The sequence below is a fragment of the Bacillus thuringiensis genome, from assembly GCF_001595725.1.
GTDB lineage: Bacteria > Bacillota > Bacilli > Bacillales > Bacillaceae_G > Bacillus_A > Bacillus_A thuringiensis_K.
On record NZ_CP014284.1, the window covers coordinates 217,227 to 240,838 of the forward strand.

A 23,612-nucleotide genomic window follows, 5' to 3' on the forward strand; every position below is an offset into this window, starting at 1 on the left:
AGGGGGACAAGGAGTATGTGGGGCTATTTACAGGAAAAACAAATCGCCTTAAAGCGAAATCGAGTTGATTTATATCACTTTGGTTACATGATTCGTTCCAAATCAGCTCGAAAGTTAGGAACAACTACAGCTCAACAAATTAAAGATATAACAGATGAAATTCGTGCATTTTTAGTAAAAGATCATCGTGATATCCTAAGTGAATCCTTTATGAATAAAGAAAAGAGAGCAGCTGTAGAACAAATCATTAAAAGCTTTTTATTGAGTAATCAGGTTGTCATTTCAGAGGTACCTTCTGAACAATTACTAAATATGGTGTGTGACGAAATTGTGGGGTTTGGAATTATAGAACCTTTAAAAGAAGATAAGGATGTAACGGATATTTATATCAATGGCACAAAAGAAATCATTTACGAAAAAATTGGAGAGGGAGAATGTACATTTCCTTACCGATTTGAGACGGAAGAAGAAGTAAAAGCTCTAGCTTATAAGATGGTAAACAGTACATCAGAGTCATTAAATACAGCAAAGCCGTATGTGGACTGCGTGTTTCCATATATCCGCATCAATATTGCTTTAGATGAACTTGGGGGGCTCGGAACAACAATAACGATTCGTAAGAATGCGGATCACCTTCGTGCTTCTGAAGAGCGTATGTTATCTACCAATCAAGCATCGAAAGAAATGTTGAACTTTTTGGCTGCAGCTGTGAAAGCCAAAATGAATATTTTAGTTGCTGGAGCTACGGGTACAGGGAAATCAGAGTTTATGAAATATCTTGCTTCTCACATTCCGAAAGGAAAGAAAAAAGAACGTACTCTTGTAGTAGAAGATAACCCTGAATTATATTTGCATCGCATTTTTCCAGAACATCATTTTGTTCCGATGCAGTGTAGGGCATCGGAAGTAGAAGAAAATGCAATCGACTTTGATAGATTGTTAACAAATGCTTTACGTCAAGGACCAAAGCGATTAATTGTAGGGGAATCGAGGGGGAAAGAAGCGTTAAAAATGATTAACTTCTTCCAAACAGGACATCCTGGTTTCACCTCTGTCCATGCAAGAAGTGCAAAAGAAGCAGTTAGACGTTTAATGCTCATGTGTCTGCAAAGTGGTGCGAATATCGATGCTCAGTATTTATATGAATTAATCTCACAGACATTTGATGTGATTGTCTTTTTAGAAAAGAAAGATGATGGAAATCGCTATATTACAGAGATGATTGAGTTATTGGATTATCAAGATGATATACAGTTCAATCAGCTTTCTCAATTTATCCCTTCGGGTGAGGAATATGATGAAATGAATGAAAGAGTAGGAAAGATTCATGGAGATCATATCATTACAGCCAAGATGTCAGCTGAAATGGAGAAGAAATTCCGTTCTTCTACTGTAAATCCAGCTCTTTATGCACCATTCCTTTCAAAACAGGAGGTGCAATATGCATAGTTTATTAGCTTATGGATGTATATTTTTAATCTTTATTAGTGTAGGATTGCTTGTTTTACTTTTTGCAAAATCTAAGGGTTCTGCTCTCTCTCAATTTGTACAAGAAAACGAGAAAGAAGAAAGGCGCTTGGAATTAAGGAATATTAAAGGGATACGAATGTATCTACCACAATCCGTTATCCAAGAAGCTCAAAAGTACGAATGGAAATTGACGAAAAGTATGTACTGGGTATATACGATTCTTTCTGGGATGAGTATTGCAGCAGTGTTCTATTTTTCATTTGGACAAGATCCTTATACACTGATTACCGTTTTATGTGGTTTTTTAGTTCCAAGATTTCTTCTCTATAGAAGAAAAAAACGTTACTACTTGGTTGTCATAGACCGTCTCTCTATTTATATGAAGGCAGTTGCGAATGCACTTCAAATTAGTAATAATGCAAAACGCGTGTTAGTACAAGTAAAGCCAATGATGCATGAAAGCATTCAAGAAGAAATAGAAAAAGTTTCTCTTCTATTAGAAGGTGGAACCACAATGCATCGTGCATTTAGAGGATTCAATGAAACGTTTAATTTTAGAGAATTGGTATTCTTCCATGAAATGTTGGAAGTGTGTAGCCGAGAAGGTGGTGCAAATTCGGTGCAAGTCTTACTGGATATTGCAGAAGATTTCGAAAAACAAAAGCTGTATTTGGCAAGATTGCGTTCTAGTTTGTCACAAGCACAACGTGCTTTTGTACAGAACTGCTTAATCGTTATCGCTATGCCGATAGTAATTATGTTGATGTCAAAAGAAGCATATGGATTTTTAGCAGGTTCTATGATGGGGAAAATCGCATTAGCGGTGAATATGTTCATTGTCTTTTTCTTAGCAACCCGTGTTGAAAAGATTGCAAATTATAATCCAACAGAAAGAGGGGAATAAAGTGGCTGCGATTTTAGCTGTAGTGGTATTCGTTGTCATGTATTGGGTATTCTCTACCTTTCTACAAAGTAAAAAAGATAGTGGTAGCTTACTTACAAACTATGTAGAAAATGCAAAACGAATTGAAAAAAAGAATTTAAATCAAATGATGCTCGCTCCTTTCCAGTCATTATCACATAAGTATCTGACAGAAGAAAAGAAAGAGCAGATCCAGAAAAGATTAGGAGAGGCTGGTTTGGATACGAAACCAGAAGAGTATTTGAAAATGAAGGTTGCATATCCGATCATTTTCACCTCTGTTTTCTTGATATGTACGGTGTTTCATGATTACTACTTATTTAAAGTGGGCGTTTTGATTTCACCACTGCTTTATTTCTATCCTGATTATTTATTAAGGAAAAGAATCAAGCAGGCAATAGAAGCAAGGAAGTTCGAGTTACCAGAGTATCTAATTCCGATGCTGCAGTTGTTAAAAACACATACAACATTAGAAGCAGTAAAAAAGGCACAGATATATGCCGGGAGACACCTTCGTCCGTATGTATCTACACTCACCGCGGAGTTAGAAATGTATGCGGGCTCGGATCAACCATTTCGAAACTTTTCAGCAGCCTTAAATAGTCCAGAAGTAAATACCTTTACGATTGCATTGCAACAAGCGCAAAAAACGGACAAGGTACAGAGTCTTCGTATTATGGATGCACAGATTAAAATGATGCGTGAGTTAAAACATGAGAACTATAACCGTCTCATTCAAAATAAACCAATGGAAATGAATAAATTTAATGTCGCAGTTATTGGATGTATTGTGATTTATCCGATGGTGATTGTTATTCAATCCTTAATGCAAGGATTTGCAAGTTTATAGAAGACGTTATCAAAAATGGAATAGGTAAAGGAGCATTACACATGTTAACAAAAATGAAGAATTGGTTAAAAAACGAAGACTCACAATTATCATCAGAAAACGGTATGTTAATCGCGTTAGCGGTGATTATCGTATTAGTAATTGGCCCGTTTGTATGGAAAGCAATTCAAGGCGGATATGATACAATTCTAGCTCGATTTACAAAAGCATCAAACAATGCAGATGTGAATTCTTGGAACAAGTAATAGAAGTTTTAGATTAATGATGTTTATTACGTATAGCTCAAATAAATGGAAAAGGGAGATTCAAACATGTTAGCAAAAATGAAAAATTGGTTAAAAAATGAGGATTCGCAACTATCATCAGAAAACGGTATGTTAATCGCGTTAGCGGTGATTATCGTATTAGTAATTGGCCCGTTTGTATGGAAAGCAATCCAAGGTGGTTATGATACGATTCTAGCTCGATTCACAAAAGCATCAAGCAATGCAGACGTAAATTCTTGGAATAAGTAATAGAAGATTTAGATAGGTAAATTCTTATTGTAATAGATTTTTAAAATTTGTATTTAAGGGAGATAAAATGAAATGTTAGCAAAGATGAAAAGTTGGTTAAAAAATGAAGATTCACAGTTATCATCAGAAAACGGTATGTTAATCGCTCTGGCGGTAATTATCGTATTAGTAATTGGACCATTTGTATGGAAGGCAATCCAAGGTGGTTATGATACAATCCTGGCACGATTCACAAAAGCATCAAGTAATGCAGATATTGATTCTTGGAATAAAAAATAAACGTAAAAATAAACGAGGGGGCTACTCTAAAAGTGGTTCCCTTTTTTACACAGCATTTTTTATGAAATTAAGAGGGGAGTAAAGAAAATGGGTCTGTATATTGTGGGATTATTACTAAGTTACATGTTCCTAAATGTATTTACTGATTTGAAATATAGAAAAACAAAGAATATGTGGCATCTACTATTCTTAATATTAGGGATAGGAATTACGTACCTTGCCGGAATAAGAACAGGGAAAGAGATTGCAATTGTACTAGTCATGGCCTTAGCGTGTGGTTTATTGCTAGAGACATTTAAATTCTCTTCACCTGGTGATACCAAGATGCTTGTGGTGGTAGCTTTATATATTAGCAATGTAGTAGAAGAATCGGCTATGCTTACTGCAATTACATTAACAGCTTTCCATTTGCTATTCTTTTGGATTGCTAGTGTGTATCGATTAATTAAAATTTTAGGGTTTGTGGGAGCGATTAAAGACCAATTGGAGCATGCTGCTTCTATATTTGGGGCAAAACTACCAAAGAAAGAAATAAAGCTGATACAGAGCTTTCCTGGGGCTTGTTCTATTTTACTAGGGGCAATGGTGTATATTTCGTTCACTATCTATCAAAACGGAGGTATGTTAGCTTGAATAGTAGAATTATTCATCAAAGAGAAACATATATTTATTTCACGATATTCGCACTAGTAGGGGTGCTTATTGCAAATATGTTTATTCATATGGTGTTTGTATTAGCGTATCCGTTACTTATCGGATTAATTGTGCAGGTTATCTTGTTGCAGAAGATAAAGAAGCCATTTTATCGGAGCGGAAAAGAATTAACGGAACAATTAAAACTAAAAAATATATTTCTAGTAGAATCAAATATTTTAGGAGATGAAGAAGGAGCTGTTTATGAGGTGCATCAAATGCCTTTTGGATTCTCTAATGGATTAATTAATAAAGATAAGAGTTATAAAGTCATAAAACAAGAGTATGATAGAAAAGTCAAAGAGGATTTAACGAAAATTGCAAAATGGCAAGTTACAACAAAAGCTAGACTTGTTACGACAACACATTTTCGATTATATACAATTTGGCAGAAAAATAGTACAGGGTATCAATTGAAAAAAATAGAGGAATGCGTTGATCCGTATGCAAAGATGAACCTTATACAATGGATGATTGCTTCATTCTGTACGACTGGCCGTATCAAGTATGATAAGAAACCAAAAGAGTGGGAAAGTTACGAATGGATTGCGTTAAAATAAAAAGACAAAAGTACATAACTTTTGTCTTTTTATTAATTTATACAGCTCAATGAACTATGCATTTTTTTTAGCTAGTTCTAAATATGCTTCATGTTTAGTTATTCCACTGATATCAAGCCCGAAATCAAAATCATCCTTTTTTGATTGATAGCCATAAGATACTAAACCGGAATCCTTATGATTCTCAGGGAAGTAAATTAATACTTTTGCATTTTTATAGTCTTTTAAATGCAATAATTCGTACAGTTTTTCAATTAGATATTCGCTAATTAGGTTAATAGCACTTGTTCCGCCAACAATAGTATAAAGGTCATCATAAATGTGCAATGCATGATTTTTTCTATCAACGAATAGTAAAAAGTGATTGTAACCTACGTGGAAGTTTTCTATTACTAAATGGTATTGCTCATCATGGCTAGTAGGAAATAAGAAAATATCAAATGAATCTTTAGTTACCAAAATAGCTGTTTCTTCATTTTTTTGATCCTTTTTGAACATTTTAAACATGGAAATCCTCCTCTAAAGAACGTATGTTTCTTTTTATCATAACACGAATTAGATTTAGTTTATAGTAAATAAAGGAAAAAAAGATAGAAGATAAGGAGATTTTGAAAGGAAGAATAAAAAATAAGGCCTTATTTTTTTATGTAGGCCTTATTAAATGACGAATGAGATATGACTCAATATCTCGTGTAGGGTAATTTTATTATACATAATTTTCGAAAAAAACTAAAATAAATAAGTTTATTTTTGTGATAAAATATAAAGTTATTGAAATTTAGATGCGAATTGATTAATATAAATATATATTTAATGTTTAATTGATTCCGTTTATTCCCACACCTTATTGTGTTGTGGTTGAGTTGTAGAAGCAAGTTGCGTCTTGTTTCATTTTTGAAAGGGCTTCTTTGAGCCGATTAGTGTATATCTAGCTTATTTTGCTATGCACATTTTTAATCGACTTGAAGGAGCCCTTTTTGTGTTGTTTTCAAGTTAGGAATCACTTGTAAAAAGGTATTTAGATTTAGGTATACAAATAAAAAACACTGTGAGAAAAAACACAAGATTTGTGTTTTTTTTGCTTTGGAAGGGGATCATTATAATGAAATACGAACATGCAATTACACTAGATAAACCATTACTATCACTAGAGGAGATAATAAAAATCTTTCAGAGGAATGAAGTTACTCAACCAATTCGAGAGCGTAATTCTAGCATTTTCCGTGATACAGAAGACTATATTGCAGATAAAATGACAGCCTTACACATCAACTCTGATGAGTATTACAATACGATTTTTTTACCAATTTTACGCCATGATTGTGAAGAAGATTGTTATTTTCCATTTGAAAGGAAGTACTGTTTAGAGGTGTATGGCTATCCATGTACGTTAGAAGATATGTTTAAGGAGTGGGGTCTTTATATTATTAACAAGATGGATTGTACATTAGAAAAAGTTATGTCTGAGTATGTAGAGGTTACAAATCCTTTATTTGATCCGACTGTAGAAGAATTGGCCAGAATTATTAAATATAACAAAGAGCGAACTAAGGAGTGTAGTAGATTATTTAATATTCCTCTTGAGCCATTAAAGAAATTATTAAAGGAGTCCTCCCATACCGTTATTGAGATTATTCAAAACGTTGAAATGGAGGACATATCAAAACTTCCTACACACTTAGGTGTTCAATTTGCTTATAGAAGGGAAACGAAAGAACTTTACATGTATCATGGAGAAAAACATTTGCCGTGGCTTTATCGAGTATTACTTTTTCTTCATATTTTTGAGTTATCTATTCTACGTGTAAAGTAATCAATTGTTGTGAAGTAGAAAAATAATAAATATATAACCAGGGGGAAAATTAAATGAAAATGAGTTATGAAGTATCTATATTTTGTTCTGCACATCCAGATGATTTTATGCCAAATTTGCGTGCATTACGATTGCGAGTTACAAAGGAAGGAGCATTTTGGGAACGAGATTGTTATCAGTTTTCCATTAAACCATCAAACTTGTCACAGCAAGCAGCCAAACAAGCAGGGGAAATCTATTTGTATCATGTCTATTTCAATGGATGTATACGAGATTTCCTTTTTTTATTGGAGCGATGCTTTAGAGGGACAAGTTATCGCTTTACTGCAATCCGCGGTTTCCTAGAAATAGAAGGGTATTCCCTTAAGAAATGGAAGCCGATTTTACGTAGTCATCATATAAACTCTACTGATGTAGATTGTATTTTCAAGAAAAATGATCTTGCAATGATTGTACATCACCATGGAAGTTTAGAGGTAGCTAAGCGTGCGGAGAAAGGCGAGCAATTAAAAAAAGTAAACTTTCTAACGGTAGATAGCTGGTTACAGGCACTTAATCCGACAAAAGAAGATCTATTCTCTTTAACAGGTGTGAGTGTATCTTAATGAGTAATTTGCAAAAACGTGTGAAAGTATACAGGCAGAGGAAAAGACAGAAATCCGTAGTTAAAACGACTATGAATTTCTGTCTTTTTATTTTAATAAGGAGGATTTTAGCATGGATTTATTTGAACTTTTTGATTTAGAGGTAAGAGAAAACATAATAGTACAAGATGTGAGGACAGATAAACAAGTTCGCAATCGATACAGCTATGATGTTGGTGAGAAATTAGTAGGAGCTAAGAAAGAGCTACGTACCTTAAAAGAATCATTTTTAGTATCATTTTCTTTAGATGTTTTAGCAGAAATTGAAAAGAATCTCCAGTAGAAGCGCTCAATACATTGGATCGAAATACATTGATTCCATTTTCTTTTGAACTAGAAAAAGAAAATGATATCCCGGCACGTGTTGCAAAGTTAAAGCAATTACTAGTGGGCAGGATTGATAAGAAGCCAATTGTAGATACACCGACTGCAAGGAAACTGTATGTGCAAGCATGTAGAAGAATATGGCATGATATACAGTTAATACATACCTCAGAACAATGGATAGATCTTGTTGGTTCTTACGGTAAGGAAATGCAAAACGGTTGGTATGCATTTAAAAAAGATAAGAATGTCACATACACATTTAAAAGAATGGTAGAAGAATATTTTGATGAATTTGTTGATGCAGATGGTATGGAGTTATTAATATTAGGAAAGAAATTCATATCACTTTGTACAAATTCAAAAAGTATTAATTCTACATACCTTCGTGTATCACATGAACTAACATGGAATGATTTACTTGCGAAAAAGGTTACGATTCGTAAGAAATCCGCAGCTGCTTGGAGTAGGAAACTGCCAGATACCCTCCAAAGAAAAGGACCAGAAGTAGAATTTGCTACCAAACCTGAAGACGTAGTTACTATGTTTGGATTGAAGGGAATGCAATTTGGACATTATTGCACCGAACAATATGCAAAAGAACATATTGAGCATGTATCTGAGGCGTTACATGATGTAGCCCGTATATTGGGGATTCCACCTGAGTATATAGGGCTAGGAGGACGCTTAGGGCTGGCAATTGGTGCGAGAGGAAGCGGCAATGCATTAGCACATTATGAACCTTCTACCAAAGTCATTAATTTAACTCGTGATAATGGAGTCGGGGCATTGTGTCATGAATGGGGACATGCTTGCTAATCGCAGGAGGATGCTACACATCACTGGATCATTTCTTATATGATTGTAGTCATGATTTTAAAAATGGTAGCCTTGCTTTCCTATCAAGTGGGAAGAGTATCGGAAATATTTTGCCTGCTATTATCAAGGAAAAGATGCAAGCTGTGCTAGATGCCTGTAAACAAGGAAAAGTGGCCAGAGTAATTAATGTGGAAAGTGCTTATGATAGAAAGTGGTATTTCTATGGTAGTGTCATCAATAGTTATGATGTATGTAAGGGAAATGTGTCAGGTATTTTAGAATCCTATCACTTAAGTTCGTACAAAAAGCTGGATACCTTATCAGGGGCAGCCAAGACGCGTATGGAACGTAAGGTTGAAAAAGAATTTGAGAAAACCGCACAAATGTTGGCTGCTTATCACTATAAAAAAACAGGCGAAAAACTTAATGAAATATCTTATCAAGCGAAAGGGTCTGTATACTTTGATACAGCCATTCAGTTAGATAAGAAGAGAACCAAAAAGTATTGGTCTACGAATCATGAGATGTTTGCTAGAGCATTTGAATCGTATGTAGAATCAGCTTTGCTAGATCAGGAACATAGAAACGATTATTTAGTTTGTGATACATATTCTTTTGTATATCCGTTAGGAGAACAAAGAGAATATCTGAATAGAAGTATAAAGAGTTTAATGGAAGTAGCTGTTCCATATATAATTAACAGTATACAAGGAGTGGGGAATAATGAATTATAACATTCAAAAAGGTCAATTTCGTTTAACGAGTGCTTATCCAAGAGGTAGCTGGTGGGAATTTTACCGTGTTACGTGTCCGATTTGTCATGATACAGGTAATTGCATGCTGCATGTTTCGCAAGAGAAGGTAGCATGTACACGTGTAGAAAGTAAATGGATTTACGGAAAAAACACGGGCAACCCAAGCTACATTCATTACATAAATGGAAAAGATAAGTATCAATTGCCTGAGGCGGAGGAAGTTCAAATTCATGATAAGAAAAGCAATGAAGAATTAGATGTGTTTAATCGTAAGTTAATGGATTTCATACCATTACAGGAGCATCATCATACACATTTATTAAAAGATAGAAAAATGACTGAAGAGCAAATACAAGTACGTCAATATCGATCTTTCTTAAAACAACAAATTGTGTTAGAGGAGGATAATACGTATACCACAGTTTGGGAACAGTTATTTAAGCAGATTGGTGAGAAAAATTGCTGGCAGGGTGTGCCGGGATTTTATGAGATGAAGAAAGGTCAACTTTCTCTTCGTTTGATGTCAGGATCTCCTGGTATATTGATCCCTTTTCGAAACCAGTACAATCAAATTGTTGGATGGCAGGTTCGTGTGGATGAAGTGAAAAACTCCGTTCATGTGAAATCGGCACCTACTGGAGTTCAAGCGGAATTAATCGAGCAGCCTAATGTTGTAAAGATAACTAAAAATGGTGATTGTATCTTTGAAGGCGAACTAGAAGTGAGCAAAAAGGTAGAGATTCCATTTCAAGAGGGACAAATTGTTGTAAAGATTCATAAAGGACAAAAGTATCTGTGGCTCTCATCAGCAAACAAAAATCAAGGGACTGGTGCAGGTGGTAGTGAAAATCCACTTCCTGTACATGTAGCGGTACCGAGTTCTCATTTAAAACATTGGAATTCTGGTACATTGCATCAAACTAAATCAGTAATGATCACAGAAGGACCTATGAAAGCCGATTTGATTGCTGATTTGCTTCCAGAGAGATTTAATAAAGAGGAGATTTCTGAAATAGGAACAACGGTTCTTGCGATTCCTGGTGTAAATGCTTGGCGAATTGCTATGCCTGTATTAAAGGATATGGGTGTAGAAAAAGTCTATTTAGCGTTTGATGCGGATTTAGTAGAGAATAAGAAAGTAAGAAAAGCTCTTATAGACTTTGCGACAGAGTTAAAGCGAATGGGTTATAACGTAATTATTGCAGCATGGAACCCAACACAAGGGAAAGGTCTCGATGATGCAATGCAAGCTTTTTTCAAGCCCGTTTTTCGCACAATATAATAAATCATATTATTTTAGCTAGGGGATTTTATATAAAAGAAAGGTGTGTATGAAGGATATGGATATTATGCAACAATTAATGGACGTAGACAAAAAAGCTAGGGAACAAGAAAGAATGGAACTCATTCAACGATTTTTTAATGAGGGAGTTTCTATCACGACAATTGCAAATGCGACAAGTATGTGTGAAGAAGATATTTCATATATATTAAATAACTAGTAGCCATATTAGATGAGGTGAATAGAGGGGGAAAAGATAGAATTGTAATTCTATCTTTTTTTGCTCTTAAATACAATTTTAAAACGAGAAAGGTAGAGGAAGAACATGAGTGTATATGTAAAAAAGAATCTAGTAAATTTACGAGTTGATTATGCTTTCAAGCGCTTGTTTGGAGTAGAAGGAAATGAAGATATATTAATTGGATTTCTTAACGCGGTACTACAATCATCTATTGATGAAGAAATTACATCTTTGCACTTAGATGATCCGCATCTTCCAAGAGAGCAGAAGGATGATAAATTGTCAATTTTAGATTTGCGAGCTACGTTAAATAGTGGTATAAAAATTAATATAGAGATTCAAGTTCGAGACAAAAAAGATATGATCGAGCGCTCTTTGTTCTATTGGTCAGGCATGTATTATTCCCAAATGACTCAAGGGATGAAGTACACGGAATTAAGGCCAACCATTTGTATTAATATAGTAGATTTCATTCTGTTTCCAGAAGAGCAAGAGTTTCATAATGTTAATACAGTGATGAACAAAAAATCTAAGCGTATCATTACCGAAAATATGCAGTTGCATTTTCTTGAAATTCCAAAAGTGATTCAAGAATGGCAAGGAGAACGAATGAATCCATGGGAAGACTCTTTAGCGCGTTGGTTATTATTATTTCCTGCGCATGAAGATGAGAGATTAACAACAATCCTGGAGGCGATAGCAATGGAAAAAGATCCAGTTTTGAAAAAAGCAATAGAGGATTGGGAGCGTTTAAGTAGCGATAAGGATTTTTTACGCTTATATGAGGCTAGAGAAAAAGCAATAAAAGATAGAATATCAGAAATAGAAACGGCAGAAGAAAAAGCTGCGAAAAAAGCCGCAGAAATAGCTACCAAAAAAGCCACAGAAGAGACTAGAATTGCAACTAAGATAGAGATGATTCACAATTTAATTAATGTCGGTGTACCTATTGAGAAAGTAGCGGAAGCCACTGAATTAAGTGTGGGAGAGGTTAATGTAATTTTAAAAAATAAAGAGTAAATATAAATGATATGAAATAGGTAATTGTGATTACAAACAATTACCTATTTTTTTATTATTTTTGATTGATGCCCATTTTGTGATTACAACTATATTTTTTCTTGCTTTAGGATTTCCTCTAATTCATAACGAAATTTATTAGTCTTCTTAACATCTTTTAAGATTGCCTCAAGATCCTCTTTTTCAACAAATTCTCTAATGGAATGGTTGAATACCATTAATCTACCGTATCTTTGTTCAATCTCTTTAAACCACGTCTCTTTTTTCAATAACTTAAAGTTATTACGAATCATTTTTTCCTTTTTTGAAGGAATTGACATAATGAGCCCTCCCAATACATCACTGATTAAGTCACCCATGAAGAAGTCTCCTTTTTCCTTTATTGTACCATTCAGGAAAAACGATATGTCGTAAAAAATTGAATATATAGCTAGTTATTTAGAATACATTTTAATGATCTATTTTGATTTTTGGTGTAAATAAGGGGTTGTATTTTCAAAATCGTATTGCTATAATATAAACGTAATAAGATTTTACAATAAAATATAAAATTAATCAGTTCGCATATAAGAGAAGACCTCAATATGCGCCATGTCCTTAGGGGACGTGTGCGTGTATTGGGGTCTTTTTGCGTTTTGCGAGCAAAAACACCCGGAGGTGCAGGAATTATGTTGAATTGGTTGTCTGCAAAACTTATGACAACATCAGTAGGAGATTTCTTACTGGCAAAAAGTAGCTTTACGAAAGGTCTTGGTGGTAGTGGCAGTGGTGCCAATGCCGAAACTGTCCAAAAAAGCATGAACACTTTGGTGAAAACCTTAATTGGTTTTGGGGGAATTTGGGTGGCAGCTTGCGTTGTATTCGCAGCTATTAAACTATCTGGTGCACAAGGGAAGAACCCTGAAAACCGTACACAAGCTATGATTGGTTTAGCTTGCGCGGCAATTGGAGGCTTTGTCATGATCAAAGCGTATGACATCGCTGCTTGGGTTACAACAATCTAACATAAGAGTTTGTACAAGCTCTCCTCCATTTGGGGAGAGCTTCTCTTATACAAGGGAGGAAACAAAATGAGAAAAGTAACTGTTCCTGTTGATATGACATCGGAACAAAAAACGCTGTTAGGTGTATTAAGTAAACGCCAATTGATTTATCTATTAGGTGGCGGGGCGGCTCTTTATTTATATGTACCATTTTTATGGCAGCTGTTTGCACCTATTGATGCGGTAGTAGCGTTTTTTATTTGCTTAATTTTAGCACTACCAACGGTAGTAGGTGTAATTGCGTTTGCTTTTATTTATAAAGAAAAACAACACATGTATCTAGATAGATTTTTACTTATCAAAATGCGTAGCCGTTCCGAAAAAGGGAAGTGGAGAAAAGGGTACGAGCCAACTACATGGGTAAAGGAGAATTTATAGATGTTGGAAATGATATATTTTGCGGCGATAGCCATTGTAGGGTTTTTCTTTTATCGGAAAATGAATGGAAAACCGCTGTTTGGTTCTAAGAAAAAGGGGAAAAAGCAAGGTGGAGTAGAGAAGCATACTGCTGAAAAAGCTGGAAAGAAAAACAAAAAGAATACGCCTGCTGAATCGGAAATTGATGAGGATAATGTTGATTTCTTTCGTGCTTTTGTAGAAGACATTAAGGAAATTGATAATCATATGATTCGGTACCATGATGATACCTTTGTCTTAATTGCAGAGGCGCATCCGGTTAACTATTACTTACTTTCCAATATGGAACAAGAAGCGATTGATATCAAAATTGAATCATGGTTAACCACATTAGAGTTTAATACGAAAGTATATATTCAAAGTAAGTTTGTAGATTTAACAGATCCTGTACGAAAAATGACAGAAACGATGAAAGGTGCGAAGGACCTTACACCAGAGACGGTTCTATATGGGCAAGAAGTTATCGATAACTTAGAGTACTGGCAACGTTCGCAACCTCGATATGAACAAAAACGTTATTTAATTTATCCATACAAGGTTGATATTAGTACGATTACGGCTGATACAGAGGACGAGTTAGAAGAAAAGATTGTAGATAAGGCATTTAACGAACTATATCGTCGTTATAATGCATCTCGAAATCTACTATCGAAAGCAAAAATTAATGTAGAAATGTTAACGAAAGATAAATTAATAGAACTTTTATACGTAGCATTTAACCGTCGGAAAGCCGTAAAAGCTCGTTTCCAGGACTTAATTGAAAACGAGAATTTCTCGCTATATTCAACAGGGGAAACAAATGAAAGAAAACTAGAGTTAATGAAGAAAGTGCTAGCAGAAGAAAAGGCAGAAAAATCAAATAACGGGGTGGCGTAAACATGAAGTTGTTCGGAAAAAAGAAAAAGGAAAAGAAAAAAATAGAAGCAGAAGAGAAGGATGAATTGGAGCTAGAGGAGGAAGAGCTGGAAGAAGAGGAAGTACCGACGCAATTAGACAATCAAACAACAGTGTTTGATGTTATTGCTCCAGAAGGAATGAAAATTGATGCAGAAGATTATGGGGTCATTAAACAATCTTTAGGAAGTAATACGTTCTTCCGTCCGTTTTATATTCCACGTGATGGGTACCCGCGTATGATGCAAACCAATTGGCTCAACATGTTAACTTCGGCTGGAGAAGTGGATGTCATGATCGATATTCATAAAGAGCCAAAAGCTAAGGCAATGCGATCATTAGATATGCAGCTTACAATGTTACGTTCCAATCTTTCTTTCCAACGTACACGAGGAAACATTGACCAAGAAAAAGACTTAGATGCAAAAATTCAAGATACAAACAATTTAATGGATGAAATCCAGTTCAATGAAAACGACTCGTATATGGTGAGTACGATGGCTGTTGCGTATGCAGAATCAAAGAAAGAATTAGACGTTTTATGTGAATATCTTGAAGATGAAATGCAAGCATCTCACTTTAAGATAGCGAGTACTTGGAACCGTGTGAAAAGTGGTTTGAAAGCGGTTATGCCATTAGGTGCACCAAATACCTTGCAAGATACCTATCGAAATATCGATAGACGTGCTCTATGTACATTTGCACCCTTTGTATCAGGTTCAGGAAGGTTTAACGGTGGAATACCAATAGGAAAGAACAAAATTACTGGGCAAGTAGAATTTTTAAATTCATTCGGGAATGCAGATTATCGTCCTCCAAACTATAACATTGGTGTAACAGGGATCTCAGGTTCCGGAAAAAGTTTACTTTTAAAAATGAAGTTAGCTCGTGAAACGTCACTTGCAGATACACATGCAATGATTATCGATCCAGAAGGAGAATTCGTAAAAATTACAAAACGTCTAGGTGGTATTAATTTAAATATTTCACCTGAAAGTAATATCATTATCAACCCTTGTGCAATCGCTGTAACAGAACTTCAGATTACGGATAAAGATGAAGAGCTAGAAGCACTTGAACAATATGATAAGAAAGAACTTGTAGAGCGTGATGGCGTGAAGTATGTCAGATTTGTACCGATTTTAGAGAAAATCAATGAAATACTCGGATTCTTTGACATTATTATTCGCGGACAAGACTTTGATCAACCAGGATTAAATGTATTCCAGCGTACAATGCTAGAAGATGCAATTCGTGAAGTGTTTGAGAGACATGGCATTACTTCCCACCCCTCATCTTTATATACAGATGAAGTGAAGAAAGTGGATGGCCAACTAATTCAGTCACAAGTGAGAAAGCCTGAGCCAGAGTTAAAAGAAATCTACGATGTCATAGTAGAAAATCATGGAGACGATGTGAAGGCAGAAGAGTTAATCGCCGCGATTCGTCCGTTCTTACGTGATGGTTCAAAACCATTATTTGATGGACAAAGTCATTTTGGTCGTGGTGTAGAAACACAATTAAATGAATCACGTGTTGTTAACTTTAATATTAGTCATTTAGAAGAAGGATTCTTAAAACCAATCGCCTTCCACGTTATCCTGAACTATATCTGGGAGCATTGGATTAAGAGTCCAGAACACGCTATCAAGCGAAAAGTATTATATGTGGATGAGATGTGGCAGTTTATCGACTATGAACAAACGGTTAACTTCTTAGAAAAAGTAGCACGCCGTTCACGTAAAAGAAATGCCGGTATGTGTTGGGCAAGTCAGGACTTTGTTCGTATCTTAGAAAATGTAAAAGCTCGTGGTATCTTGCAATCTACTTTCTCTTATTTCTTCTTAGAACAAAATAAGATTGATAAGAAAAAAATTCAAGAGAACTTTAACTTAACTGCTGGGGAGCTTGATATTATTCTCAACAATCCAGGAAAAGGAGAAGGGATTTTCCGTGTAGGAGATAGTTCGGTTTGGATTCAAACAGATCCATCAGATAAAGAAATGATGTTTATTGAATCGAATGAAGCGGTACTTCAAGAGCTTCTAAACAATATGAAGAAAGTACAAGGGTACGCAGGATAGTAGCGTACCTTTGTAAAGGAAGGTGAAATTATGCTTGAGAAAATAATAGATTGGGTTGGTGGCCTTCTTATCCATATGGTAAAGGCCCTACTAGCGCCTATTTATGGATTTATGGATACTATTCCAGTTCTAGTCTTTGGTGGAGATAAATCTAATCTGGATTTTTTATATGAAAAGAATGCAGTTACGAATGTATTAGATACTGGTATGCCTGTCATGTTTAAATTTGTTGCTTTTTGTGTTCTCGTCAGTGTAGTAATTACAGCAGCAAAATATTCAGCAACGACTCTGAATCCAAATAATCGCACGGCATTAATTGAATATGCAAAAGACTTAATGATTATCTCGATTTGCCTCTGGCATTTAGATTTCTTTTATAATTTTATTTTTGATCTAAATTCTTGGATTATATTAGAGTTTAAAGAGGCGTTAGGGAATTTTAACCCAGATCAGCAAATACCTCTATTAAAGAATGGACTGGCAGACAATAAGACGATTACAGAACTTTCAATGAAAGACCATAAAAATGATTATATGTTTATCATATTCGGACTATTTATTGAAGCTGGATTAATGATATGGGCAAACTTTTATTATTTAATGCGTGCTGTGACACTATACGTATTAATGTTACTAGGCCCTGTAATGGTAGGAATGTGGATGTTCCCACAAAAGAAACAACAGACGTTATATTGGATTCGTGAATTTATGGGTGCAGTATTAATTCAAGCGATTCACGCAATTACTCTATGGTTAGTTATTACACTTATTGGGGGTGCGCAAAATCCTATTATAAAATTAATATTACTTGCGATGTTTATCCCAGTTGGTGAAATCGTGAAAAGCTTTATTGGACTTAGCACCAATGCATCTGCGGGTATTCATAGAGCGGGTACGATGATGGGTATGGGTGCTTTAGCAAGTGTGGCTGGACTCGTTAAAGGTGTTCGTGATGACTACCGTAGTGCAAAAGATAAAGGGAAAGAAAAGAAACATGGAGAGAAAGATAATAAAGAAGATGCGGATAATCCGAAAAATGCATTAGGAGCGAATTTAGGAACAGATGTTGGTACAACATCTCGTGCAGCTCGTATGTTAAAAGCTGGTCAAATTGGAAGTTCAATTGGTAAAGCAGCGACAGGACTTGCAGGTATGGCAACGGGAGCTGGTCTTGGACCAGGAGCGATGGTAGCAGGATCTCAAGTGGGAAGTGCATTAGGTAGTGCTCCGGGTGCAGTGGCTGGTAGAAGTGTTGCTGCAGTTGGTGAAGGGGCTGTAGCCTTAGGAAAACATATTGGTTCGAGTGTAAAGAAGGGCGCGGACACGTATTCAAATCTAAATGGCGAACCGTATCCGGAACTAACCGATGAAGATATCGCACAGGATTTAGCTACAAAAGACTTTGAAAATTGGAAAGCGGATAATCCTGATTCTGCAGTTGCAAGTCGCTTAAAACAAGCATTCCCTGGTGCGTCCGATGCAGAGATTGCTAAAAAAGTAGCGAAAACAAATAGTGATCAAATGTCTCGTTTCTCAAATCAGCGGAAACAAGATTTACAAAATATGAAGAAAACCGCTACACCATATGGAAATGCTAGAGATTTAGTAAACGCTGCAACGAATGCATTCCAAAAGGGGTATGAGGCAGACCATAAAGATACGTTTATGAGTCAGTTACCAGAAAATATGTCAGCGGAAGAGAAAGAGAAACACTGGAACGACCATCTGAACACAAAAGTACAAGGATTTAGAAACCACGCAGAACAGGCGGCAACAAAAGCAGGAGCCATGCCAGTTGATGCGAAGGATAAGCAAGGAAATAATCTGTTTGATAAATCCTATGTGAATAAAGATGCGTTTGCTTCTCGACTTGCATTAGGAAAAGTCGGAAAAGCAGTCGAGGATGTAAAAGGAGAAACGTTAGAAAGTGGCCATCAAAATATGGGACAAGTAGGTGCTCTTGTCGGTGCTTCTACTGCTGCATTTAAGAAAGCGTATAGTGCAGACCATAAGGCTGGATTCATGAAACAATTCCCTGCAGATATGCCGCAACAAGAAAAAGAAGCAGCATGGAATAAGCATTTAGATCAAAAAGTACAAGGATTTAAAGATTATGCACAACAAGCGGCGGAATCAGCTGGTATTGTACAGCAAAAAGACGGTACAAACTATGCGAATAAAAAAGCTTTCGCTGCTCATTTATCACAACAGTTACAAAAAAATCCTGGCTTAAATGCTATGGGTGTATCTAATGCGGCAGGCATTCAGAAGGCAGTCAACGGCGTGAAAACGCACGGTTTGACAAGTGGAACAGGAAGCCAGCAAGCAAAACAAGTAAGTAATGTTGGGAACCTGGTACAAGCCTCTACAGAATCCTTTAAACAGGGCTATGCAGCAGAACAACAGGCAAGCTTTATGAAGAACTTGTCTCCAACAATGTCTCAACCACAAAAAGAGCAAGCTTGGCAGTCGCACTTGAATGAAAAAGGAAATGAATTTAAAGCAGTGGCACAACAAGCGGCAGTACAAGCGGGAGCGATGCCCGTACAGGCGAAAGATACGAGTGGTAAGAGTCTACATAATCAATCGTATATTAATAAAGATGCCTTTGCTTCGCAATTAACGAAAGGATTACAAAGCCATGCAAGTCTTGGAACGGTGAGTCAGCAAGTAGGTTCTGGAATTACTAGTGCGATTCAAGGTGTTCGTTCACATGGCGTTGCAACAGGTGGCGCAATCAATAAAGCTGTATATGCAGCGACACAAACGCAAGCGAGTATCGCACGTGCAGGAGATCTTTCCGTAGCGGAAATTGAACGCTCTTATGCAGATGCATCCACAAGTGTAGCGAACATTGCACAAAGTGCTGGGAAAATGTCTATCCCAACATCTGCAGTGGGACGTATGACGCAGCAAAGTGCAAAGCTTGGCATGAGTGTAATGGAAGGTACCAAACACCTTATGTTTGCGGATAGCATTGGTAATGTATCAAATGCATATTATAGTGCCGCAAATGCTGTACAACAATCCGGAGGGAATGCAGTACAAAGAGTGATAAGCGGGACCAATGCTGCTGTCAATACTTCATTAGGTGGGAATGCAGCAGAGCGTCACTATAATGTGACAAAAGGCTTAAGTTACGCCGCAGGTGTGATTGGTGGTGCGGGTGCTTATCAAGCAACTGCGCGTATGGTTAGTAAATATAATCCGTATAACAGTGCAGTTCGTACAGAAGCAAAAGAGATTCAGGAAATTCAACAGATGGTACCGACGACAACAGATCATACAGGCGCGCAATCGGTTGTAAAAGGTGCCGTACGTCTTGTGACGACAAATAATAAATCTTGGATTGAAGCAAAAGACGCTAGCGGTATGACGCAAGTTGTATCTCGTTATGGTAGTGGAGATAGCAGTATACGATCTGGACAAGTCGTATATCAGGACTTAAATATTTCAGATGGACAATTAACGCAGTATCGTAATGGTGCGAAAGCATCTCCGGCTTATATACAAGATTCAAGTGGTGGAAAAATCAATATCAATCGCTCGATCAATGTAAATCCAAATCAATTAGTAGGAAACCAAAATCAAAGACCGTTACAACAGAAACCGGTATTTAATGAACCACCACTTACGGTCAATCACAAGGTAGACAATGGTCACTTCTATATGTCTGATTTAGACCAAGGTGGTTATAAGAATGTACAAATGGTGGTAGAAAGAGATCGTAGTTACATGGTTGCGACAACAACAGACGGTACAGTGTCACGTATTTCGCCATTCGGAAAAGGAGATACGCGTTTACAAGCAAACCAAAGGATTGAAAGAGCTTGTGAAGTGAAAGACAGTAGTATTAAGCCAAAAGAAGAAATTTTAGTCACACATACACAGGACGAAGTTGTTCGTACAGAGACGCATCTGAATTTATCAGAACATGACCCGCAAAATCTGATTCCATTTGCGCCAAATCCTCGCTTAGCGCAGCGAAGAGGAAGAAATTCTCAAAATGGAAAATATGGTGTGATAAGTCTATGAGTCAAAATCCTAACGATCCAAATGAACAGAAAAAAAGTAATCCTTTAAAAGATGTAGCTTCCCACTTTATTAAGAAAAAAGGGATGCAAGCGCGCGGGAAGATGGCAAAATTGGCAGGAAAAGCAGGAAGGGCGGCAGCGAAAGCTGCTGCCAAAATGCTAAAAGCAGGTATATTAAAAATTGTGGGTGCTGTTGTAGCAGCGGTTGGAGTACCTGCCGCTTTGGTAATGGGAGTAATTATTGCTGTGTGTGTGATTTTAGTCTCTTTTGTACCTTTTACCGATGATGAAGATAAGACAGAGGAACAAGTAAAAAAATATATGGAAGTCTCAATGGCTTTGAATGTGGATTGGAAAGAGGTCGTCGCCTTTGACATGGCACGATATGATAATGATTTAACTGGTAAAGATCCGCATGATGCTATATCATATTTCTTGGATATCCAATATGAAGAATATACGGAAAAAGAGGTATGTGAGGCGGGACCGAATGGTCCTTGCGAAAAAAAGAAAAAGGAGATGCAAAAAACAAAATCTGAAAGTTACTCCGGACCAGATGTAAAAAAGATATTAGGAGATACAGATTTTAAGAAAAAAATAGATGAGATTAATGCAAGTGGAAGCAAAAAAGTGACAACATCTTCCCATGGGCTAGAGAAAGCGATGGAACTCGCAAAGTTTAGTAAAAGTCAAAAAGAGCGTGCGCGTGAGATATTAGAAGCCGGGATGTTAGAAGGTATGTATGGACATCTTGCTCCTACTACTGGTGGATTTATTGGTGGTATGTGTGTAGGTAATGTGAGTCCTGGTGGAGAGCCTGTTAACCTTAATGCAAAAGTTACAGGGTACCTTCCTAAAATTAAAGAAATGGCAGAAAAACATGGTGTTGCTCAATATGTTGGTATTTTGGCTGCCCAAATGATGCAGGAATCGGGTGGAGCAGGAAATGACCCGATGCAGGCATCAGAGGGTCATTATGGAGATATGAGCCCATCTTGTATAGGTGTCAAGGGGAACGCACGTGTAGGATGTATTAAAGATCCCAACATTTCTATTGAAGCAGGCGTACAAGAATTTAAAGATGTGTTAGCAAAGGCGAATGGAGATATAGCCCTCGCCTTACAATCGTATAATTTTGGATCAGGATTCATTAGCTATGCATTAGCAAAAGGTGGATATTCAGAAGAAACAGCCATTGCGTTTTCTAGGGAGCATGCTGGTGAAAATCCAGCAGGTTGTTCTGACCCTAATAACTTCCGAACCAAAGTTGGAGCGTGTTATGGGGATTATACGTACGTTTCCAAAGTTTTGAAATATTACAAAGATTTAGGATGTGTGGCAGATGTATCTGGCGAATGGATTTCTGATAAAGGTTGGAAATGGCCAACGAAATCAGGTCGTATTACAGATACGTTTGATGCAGTTCGTGGTGGAAAACAACATAATGCTGTTGATATTGGAGCCATGACAGCTGGAAAAGCTGGAGACCCCGTATGGTCAATGGAAGTAGGTATTGTAACAGCCCAAACAGGAAATGTAAATGGTGGTGGTCTAGGTGTCTATGTAGATCATGGAAATGGTATTGTATCTCGTTACTTACATTTGAGTAAAATCTTAGTTGCACCAGGAACTATGGTAACAAAAGGACAAATTATTGGGGAAATGGGCGGTTCTAACTTTGATAGAAATACAGGTTTCCTTAATATGAATGGATACGCTGTCCATTTAGATTTCCAAATTCGTATTAATGACCAACCAACCGATCCAATGAAATTCTTTAAGAAAAATGATGATCCAGGGTTATCATCTGGTGGTTCTCCTACAATGACAAATGCTAAACGACAAAAGGTACTGGAAGAAGCGAAAAAATGGATTGGGCAAGGGAAAGTGAGCTATGTATCCGGCGCTAGAAATCCAGCTGCAGGTAGTGCCGATTGCTCTGGATTTACACAATATGTGTTTAAAACCAGTATAGGTGTCCAACTAGGGGATTGGACAGGTGCTCAAATTGGACAGGGAAAACAGGTGCCCGATATCGGTCGTGCGCAGCCAGGAGACTTAATTTTCTATGAAAATCCGAACCATGTAGCTATTTATTTAGGGAATCAGAAAATGATTCATATTGGTGATAATAAAGGTGTACAAATTACAGGTCTAAACTATACGGCAAGAGGACAACATATGACCCAAGTCCGTAATGTAATAGACTGATTTGGGATGTGAAGATATGAAGAAAATTATGAATGTGTTAGCGAATCTGCCTCGTAAGTACTTAGTTATATTGGGGATTATTGTATTAGTAGTAGGCGTTGCTACCTATAATACGATTCATCGTTACATGATGAAATCACAAGTACAAGAGGAAGAGCAAGTCAATCAAGATGAAATCGAGATGCTTGGAGATAAGCCAAAGGGATTTGATACAAAGGAAGAGGAATATATCGCAAAGACAAAAACTGTAGAGGATTTACTACGAAAAATTTCTAATAGTAGTTATGATGTCCCGTATTTGTTTACAAAGGCTGGATTTGGTATTGAACCAATGAAGATGACAAGTAATGAGCGTATGCTGGCTACAGAAGCTGTTCAAAGGTATTTCCTAAATGGAGATAAGTTTTACAATGCGCGTATTACCAAAATTGATCGTGGGAAAAAAGTAGATACGTTTCATATTGAAGTTTTAATTCAACAGGTAAACTTCTTAGAACCACGACAATTTAAAGTGCAGGTAAACAAATATGCACAAATTGTAACACCAATTGAACAAATTCCACATGGACAAGAAGAAGTACCTGTGGATTAAGAAGAAAGTGAGGGTTGTGGAGAAAAACACAACCCTTTTATAAAAAAATAAAGAGTACCTAAAATTATTTATTGAATATTCATAATTTTCTGATATAATAAAACCATGGTTAAAAGAAATTTGTATATAACGCTAAACGAAATGGATATG

General features: G+C 36.5%; 22 protein-coding genes and 1 pseudogene. 21 read left to right on the forward strand and 2 right to left on the reverse strand.

Translation table 11 applies throughout. The annotated features are described in order from the left end of the window. Positions 1-15: 15 nt before the first annotated feature. The 8 genes from AXW78_RS29800 to AXW78_RS29835 all read left to right on the forward strand — a co-directional run bounded on the left by AXW78_RS29800 (position 16) and on the right by AXW78_RS29835 (position 5,289). Positions 16-1,449 carry a TadA family conjugal transfer-associated ATPase gene (locus AXW78_RS29800; RefSeq protein WP_061885139.1) on the forward strand — a complete coding sequence of 478 codons (1,434 nt, stop codon included), beginning with the start codon at positions 16-18 and terminating at the stop codon, positions 1,447-1,449. Continuing rightward, positions 1,442-2,374 (forward strand): type II secretion system F family protein, encoded by a 933-nt coding sequence (locus AXW78_RS29805; RefSeq protein ID WP_061885140.1) that lies wholly within the window; start codon positions 1,442-1,444, stop codon positions 2,372-2,374. The genes AXW78_RS29800 and AXW78_RS29805 overlap by 8 nt, the downstream gene beginning before the upstream one ends. A gap of 1 nt (position 2,375) precedes the next feature. Continuing rightward, complete coding sequence (locus AXW78_RS29810; protein ID WP_061885141.1) at positions 2,376-3,242, forward strand: hypothetical protein; 867 nt, start codon at positions 2,376-2,378, stop codon at positions 3,240-3,242. A 41-nt stretch (positions 3,243-3,283) separates the two neighbouring features. Then, entirely contained in the window at positions 3,284-3,487 is a 204-nt protein-coding gene (locus tag AXW78_RS29815; RefSeq protein ID WP_000956352.1) for a hypothetical protein, read from the forward strand. A 66-nt stretch (positions 3,488-3,553) separates the two neighbouring features. Then, entirely contained in the window at positions 3,554-3,757 is a 204-nt protein-coding gene (locus AXW78_RS29820; RefSeq protein ID WP_000879955.1) for a hypothetical protein, read from the forward strand. Between the two features lie 72 nt (positions 3,758-3,829). Next, positions 3,830-4,036 (forward strand): hypothetical protein, encoded by a 207-nt coding sequence (locus AXW78_RS29825; protein WP_000879959.1) that lies wholly within the window; start codon positions 3,830-3,832, stop codon positions 4,034-4,036. Positions 4,037-4,123: 87 nt separating this feature from the next. Beyond that, positions 4,124-4,669: a hypothetical protein gene (locus AXW78_RS29830; protein ID WP_061885142.1), complete on the forward strand. Its 546-nt coding sequence runs from the start codon at positions 4,124-4,126 to the stop codon at positions 4,667-4,669. Then, the gene (locus AXW78_RS29835; RefSeq protein ID WP_061885143.1) at positions 4,666-5,289 is read left to right on the forward strand and encodes a hypothetical protein; all 624 of its coding nucleotides are present in this window, start codon (positions 4,666-4,668) and stop codon (positions 5,287-5,289) included. Before AXW78_RS29830 ends, AXW78_RS29835 begins: the two co-directional genes overlap by 4 nt. Before the next feature lie 54 nt (positions 5,290-5,343). Here the strand turns inward: AXW78_RS29835 and AXW78_RS29840 are convergent, their stop codons facing one another. After that, entirely contained in the window at positions 5,344-5,796 is a 453-nt protein-coding gene (locus AXW78_RS29840) for a hypothetical protein (protein WP_061885144.1), read from the reverse strand. 595 nt (positions 5,797-6,391) lie between these two features. Between AXW78_RS29840 and AXW78_RS29845 the strand changes: the two genes are divergently transcribed. The 6 genes and pseudogenes from AXW78_RS29845 (at position 6,392) to AXW78_RS29870 (ending at position 12,187) form a co-directional block, all read left to right on the forward strand. Next, on the forward strand, positions 6,392-7,102 hold the full coding sequence (locus AXW78_RS29845; RefSeq protein WP_000873001.1) for a hypothetical protein: 711 nt from the start codon (positions 6,392-6,394) through the stop codon (positions 7,100-7,102). Positions 7,103-7,155: 53 nt separating this feature from the next. Next, positions 7,156-7,707: a hypothetical protein gene (locus AXW78_RS29850; protein ID WP_061885145.1), complete on the forward strand. Its 552-nt coding sequence runs from the start codon at positions 7,156-7,158 to the stop codon at positions 7,705-7,707. Positions 7,708-7,819: 112 nt separating this feature from the next. After that, a pseudogene (locus tag AXW78_RS34645) lies at positions 7,820-9,623 on the forward strand (LPD1 domain-containing protein). Continuing rightward, a complete protein-coding gene (locus AXW78_RS29865) occupies positions 9,613-10,926 on the forward strand; it encodes a DUF3854 domain-containing protein (RefSeq protein WP_061885147.1) in 1,314 nt (437 codons plus the stop codon). The pseudogene AXW78_RS34645 and the gene AXW78_RS29865 overlap by 11 nt, the downstream one beginning before the upstream one ends. 58 nt (positions 10,927-10,984) lie before the next feature. Continuing rightward, entirely contained in the window at positions 10,985-11,146 is a 162-nt protein-coding gene (locus AXW78_RS34650; protein ID WP_165375035.1) for a hypothetical protein, read from the forward strand. Between the two features lie 105 nt (positions 11,147-11,251). Continuing rightward, entirely contained in the window at positions 11,252-12,187 is a 936-nt protein-coding gene (locus tag AXW78_RS29870; protein WP_000118204.1) for an Rpn family recombination-promoting nuclease/putative transposase, read from the forward strand. 89 nt (positions 12,188-12,276) lie between these two features. Here the strand turns inward: AXW78_RS29870 and AXW78_RS29875 are convergent, their stop codons facing one another. Beyond that, positions 12,277-12,546, reverse strand: a complete 270-nt coding sequence (locus AXW78_RS29875) for a hypothetical protein (protein WP_000502635.1) — start codon at positions 12,544-12,546, stop codon at positions 12,277-12,279. Positions 12,547-12,771: 225 nt separating this feature from the next. Here AXW78_RS29875 and AXW78_RS29880 point away from each other — a divergent pair, with 225 nt between their 5' ends. From AXW78_RS29880 to AXW78_RS29910, 7 genes are all read left to right on the forward strand, one after another. Beyond that, complete coding sequence (locus AXW78_RS29880; RefSeq protein ID WP_061885148.1) at positions 12,772-13,191, forward strand: hypothetical protein; 420 nt, start codon at positions 12,772-12,774, stop codon at positions 13,189-13,191. A 66-nt stretch (positions 13,192-13,257) separates the two neighbouring features. Beyond that, complete coding sequence (locus AXW78_RS29885; protein ID WP_061885149.1) at positions 13,258-13,608, forward strand: PrgI family protein; 351 nt, start codon at positions 13,258-13,260, stop codon at positions 13,606-13,608. Then, positions 13,609-14,523, forward strand: coding sequence for a hypothetical protein (locus AXW78_RS29890; protein ID WP_048561940.1), 915 nt, complete (start codon positions 13,609-13,611; stop codon positions 14,521-14,523). Positions 14,524-14,588: 65 nt separating this feature from the next. After that, entirely contained in the window at positions 14,589-16,625 is a 2,037-nt protein-coding gene (locus AXW78_RS29895; protein WP_431307485.1) for a VirB4 family type IV secretion system protein, read from the forward strand. Positions 16,626-16,655: 30 nt separating this feature from the next. Further along, complete coding sequence (locus tag AXW78_RS29900; RefSeq protein ID WP_061885151.1) at positions 16,656-20,660, forward strand: TrbL/VirB6 family protein; 4,005 nt, start codon at positions 16,656-16,658, stop codon at positions 20,658-20,660. Then, the gene (locus AXW78_RS29905; protein WP_061885152.1) at positions 20,657-22,870 is read left to right on the forward strand and encodes a lysozyme family protein; all 2,214 of its coding nucleotides are present in this window, start codon (positions 20,657-20,659) and stop codon (positions 22,868-22,870) included. Before AXW78_RS29900 ends, AXW78_RS29905 begins: the two co-directional genes overlap by 4 nt. 16 nt (positions 22,871-22,886) lie before the next feature. Beyond that, positions 22,887-23,462 carry a hypothetical protein gene (locus AXW78_RS29910; RefSeq protein WP_061885153.1) on the forward strand — a complete coding sequence of 192 codons (576 nt, stop codon included), beginning with the start codon at positions 22,887-22,889 and terminating at the stop codon, positions 23,460-23,462. Positions 23,463-23,612: the final 150 nt, after the last annotated feature.

Excerpts from the sequence above, each read along its gene's own strand:
- AXW78_RS29800 (WP_061885139.1), top strand. The coding sequence starts at position 16 with ATGTGGGGCTATTTACAGGAAAAACAAATCGCCTTAAAGCGAAATCGA.
- AXW78_RS29805 (WP_061885140.1), top strand. The coding sequence starts at position 1,442 with ATGCATAGTTTATTAGCTTATGGATGTATATTTTTAATCTTTATTAGT.
- AXW78_RS29815 (WP_000956352.1), top strand. The coding sequence starts at position 3,284 with ATGTTAACAAAAATGAAGAATTGGTTAAAAAACGAAGACTCACAATTA.
- AXW78_RS29820 (WP_000879955.1), top strand. The coding sequence starts at position 3,554 with ATGTTAGCAAAAATGAAAAATTGGTTAAAAAATGAGGATTCGCAACTA.
- AXW78_RS29825 (WP_000879959.1), top strand. The coding sequence starts at position 3,830 with ATGTTAGCAAAGATGAAAAGTTGGTTAAAAAATGAAGATTCACAGTTA.
- AXW78_RS29830 (WP_061885142.1), top strand. The coding sequence starts at position 4,124 with ATGGGTCTGTATATTGTGGGATTATTACTAAGTTACATGTTCCTAAAT.
- AXW78_RS29840 (WP_061885144.1), bottom strand. The coding sequence starts at position 5,796 with ATGTTTAAAATGTTCAAAAAGGATCAAAAAAATGAAGAAACAGCTATT.
- AXW78_RS29845 (WP_000873001.1), top strand. The coding sequence starts at position 6,392 with ATGAAATACGAACATGCAATTACACTAGATAAACCATTACTATCACTA.
- AXW78_RS29850 (WP_061885145.1), top strand. The coding sequence starts at position 7,156 with ATGAAAATGAGTTATGAAGTATCTATATTTTGTTCTGCACATCCAGAT.
- AXW78_RS29865 (WP_061885147.1), top strand. The coding sequence starts at position 9,613 with ATGAATTATAACATTCAAAAAGGTCAATTTCGTTTAACGAGTGCTTAT.
- AXW78_RS34650 (WP_165375035.1), top strand. The coding sequence starts at position 10,985 with ATGGATATTATGCAACAATTAATGGACGTAGACAAAAAAGCTAGGGAA.
- AXW78_RS29870 (WP_000118204.1), top strand. The coding sequence starts at position 11,252 with ATGAGTGTATATGTAAAAAAGAATCTAGTAAATTTACGAGTTGATTAT.
- AXW78_RS29875 (WP_000502635.1), bottom strand. The coding sequence starts at position 12,546 with ATGGGTGACTTAATCAGTGATGTATTGGGAGGGCTCATTATGTCAATT.
- AXW78_RS29880 (WP_061885148.1), top strand. The coding sequence starts at position 12,772 with ATGCGCCATGTCCTTAGGGGACGTGTGCGTGTATTGGGGTCTTTTTGC.
- AXW78_RS29885 (WP_061885149.1), top strand. The coding sequence starts at position 13,258 with ATGAGAAAAGTAACTGTTCCTGTTGATATGACATCGGAACAAAAAACG.
- AXW78_RS29890 (WP_048561940.1), top strand. The coding sequence starts at position 13,609 with ATGTTGGAAATGATATATTTTGCGGCGATAGCCATTGTAGGGTTTTTC.
- AXW78_RS29900 (WP_061885151.1), top strand. The coding sequence starts at position 16,656 with ATGCTTGAGAAAATAATAGATTGGGTTGGTGGCCTTCTTATCCATATG.
- AXW78_RS29905 (WP_061885152.1), top strand. The coding sequence starts at position 20,657 with ATGAGTCAAAATCCTAACGATCCAAATGAACAGAAAAAAAGTAATCCT.
- AXW78_RS29910 (WP_061885153.1), top strand. The coding sequence starts at position 22,887 with ATGAAGAAAATTATGAATGTGTTAGCGAATCTGCCTCGTAAGTACTTA.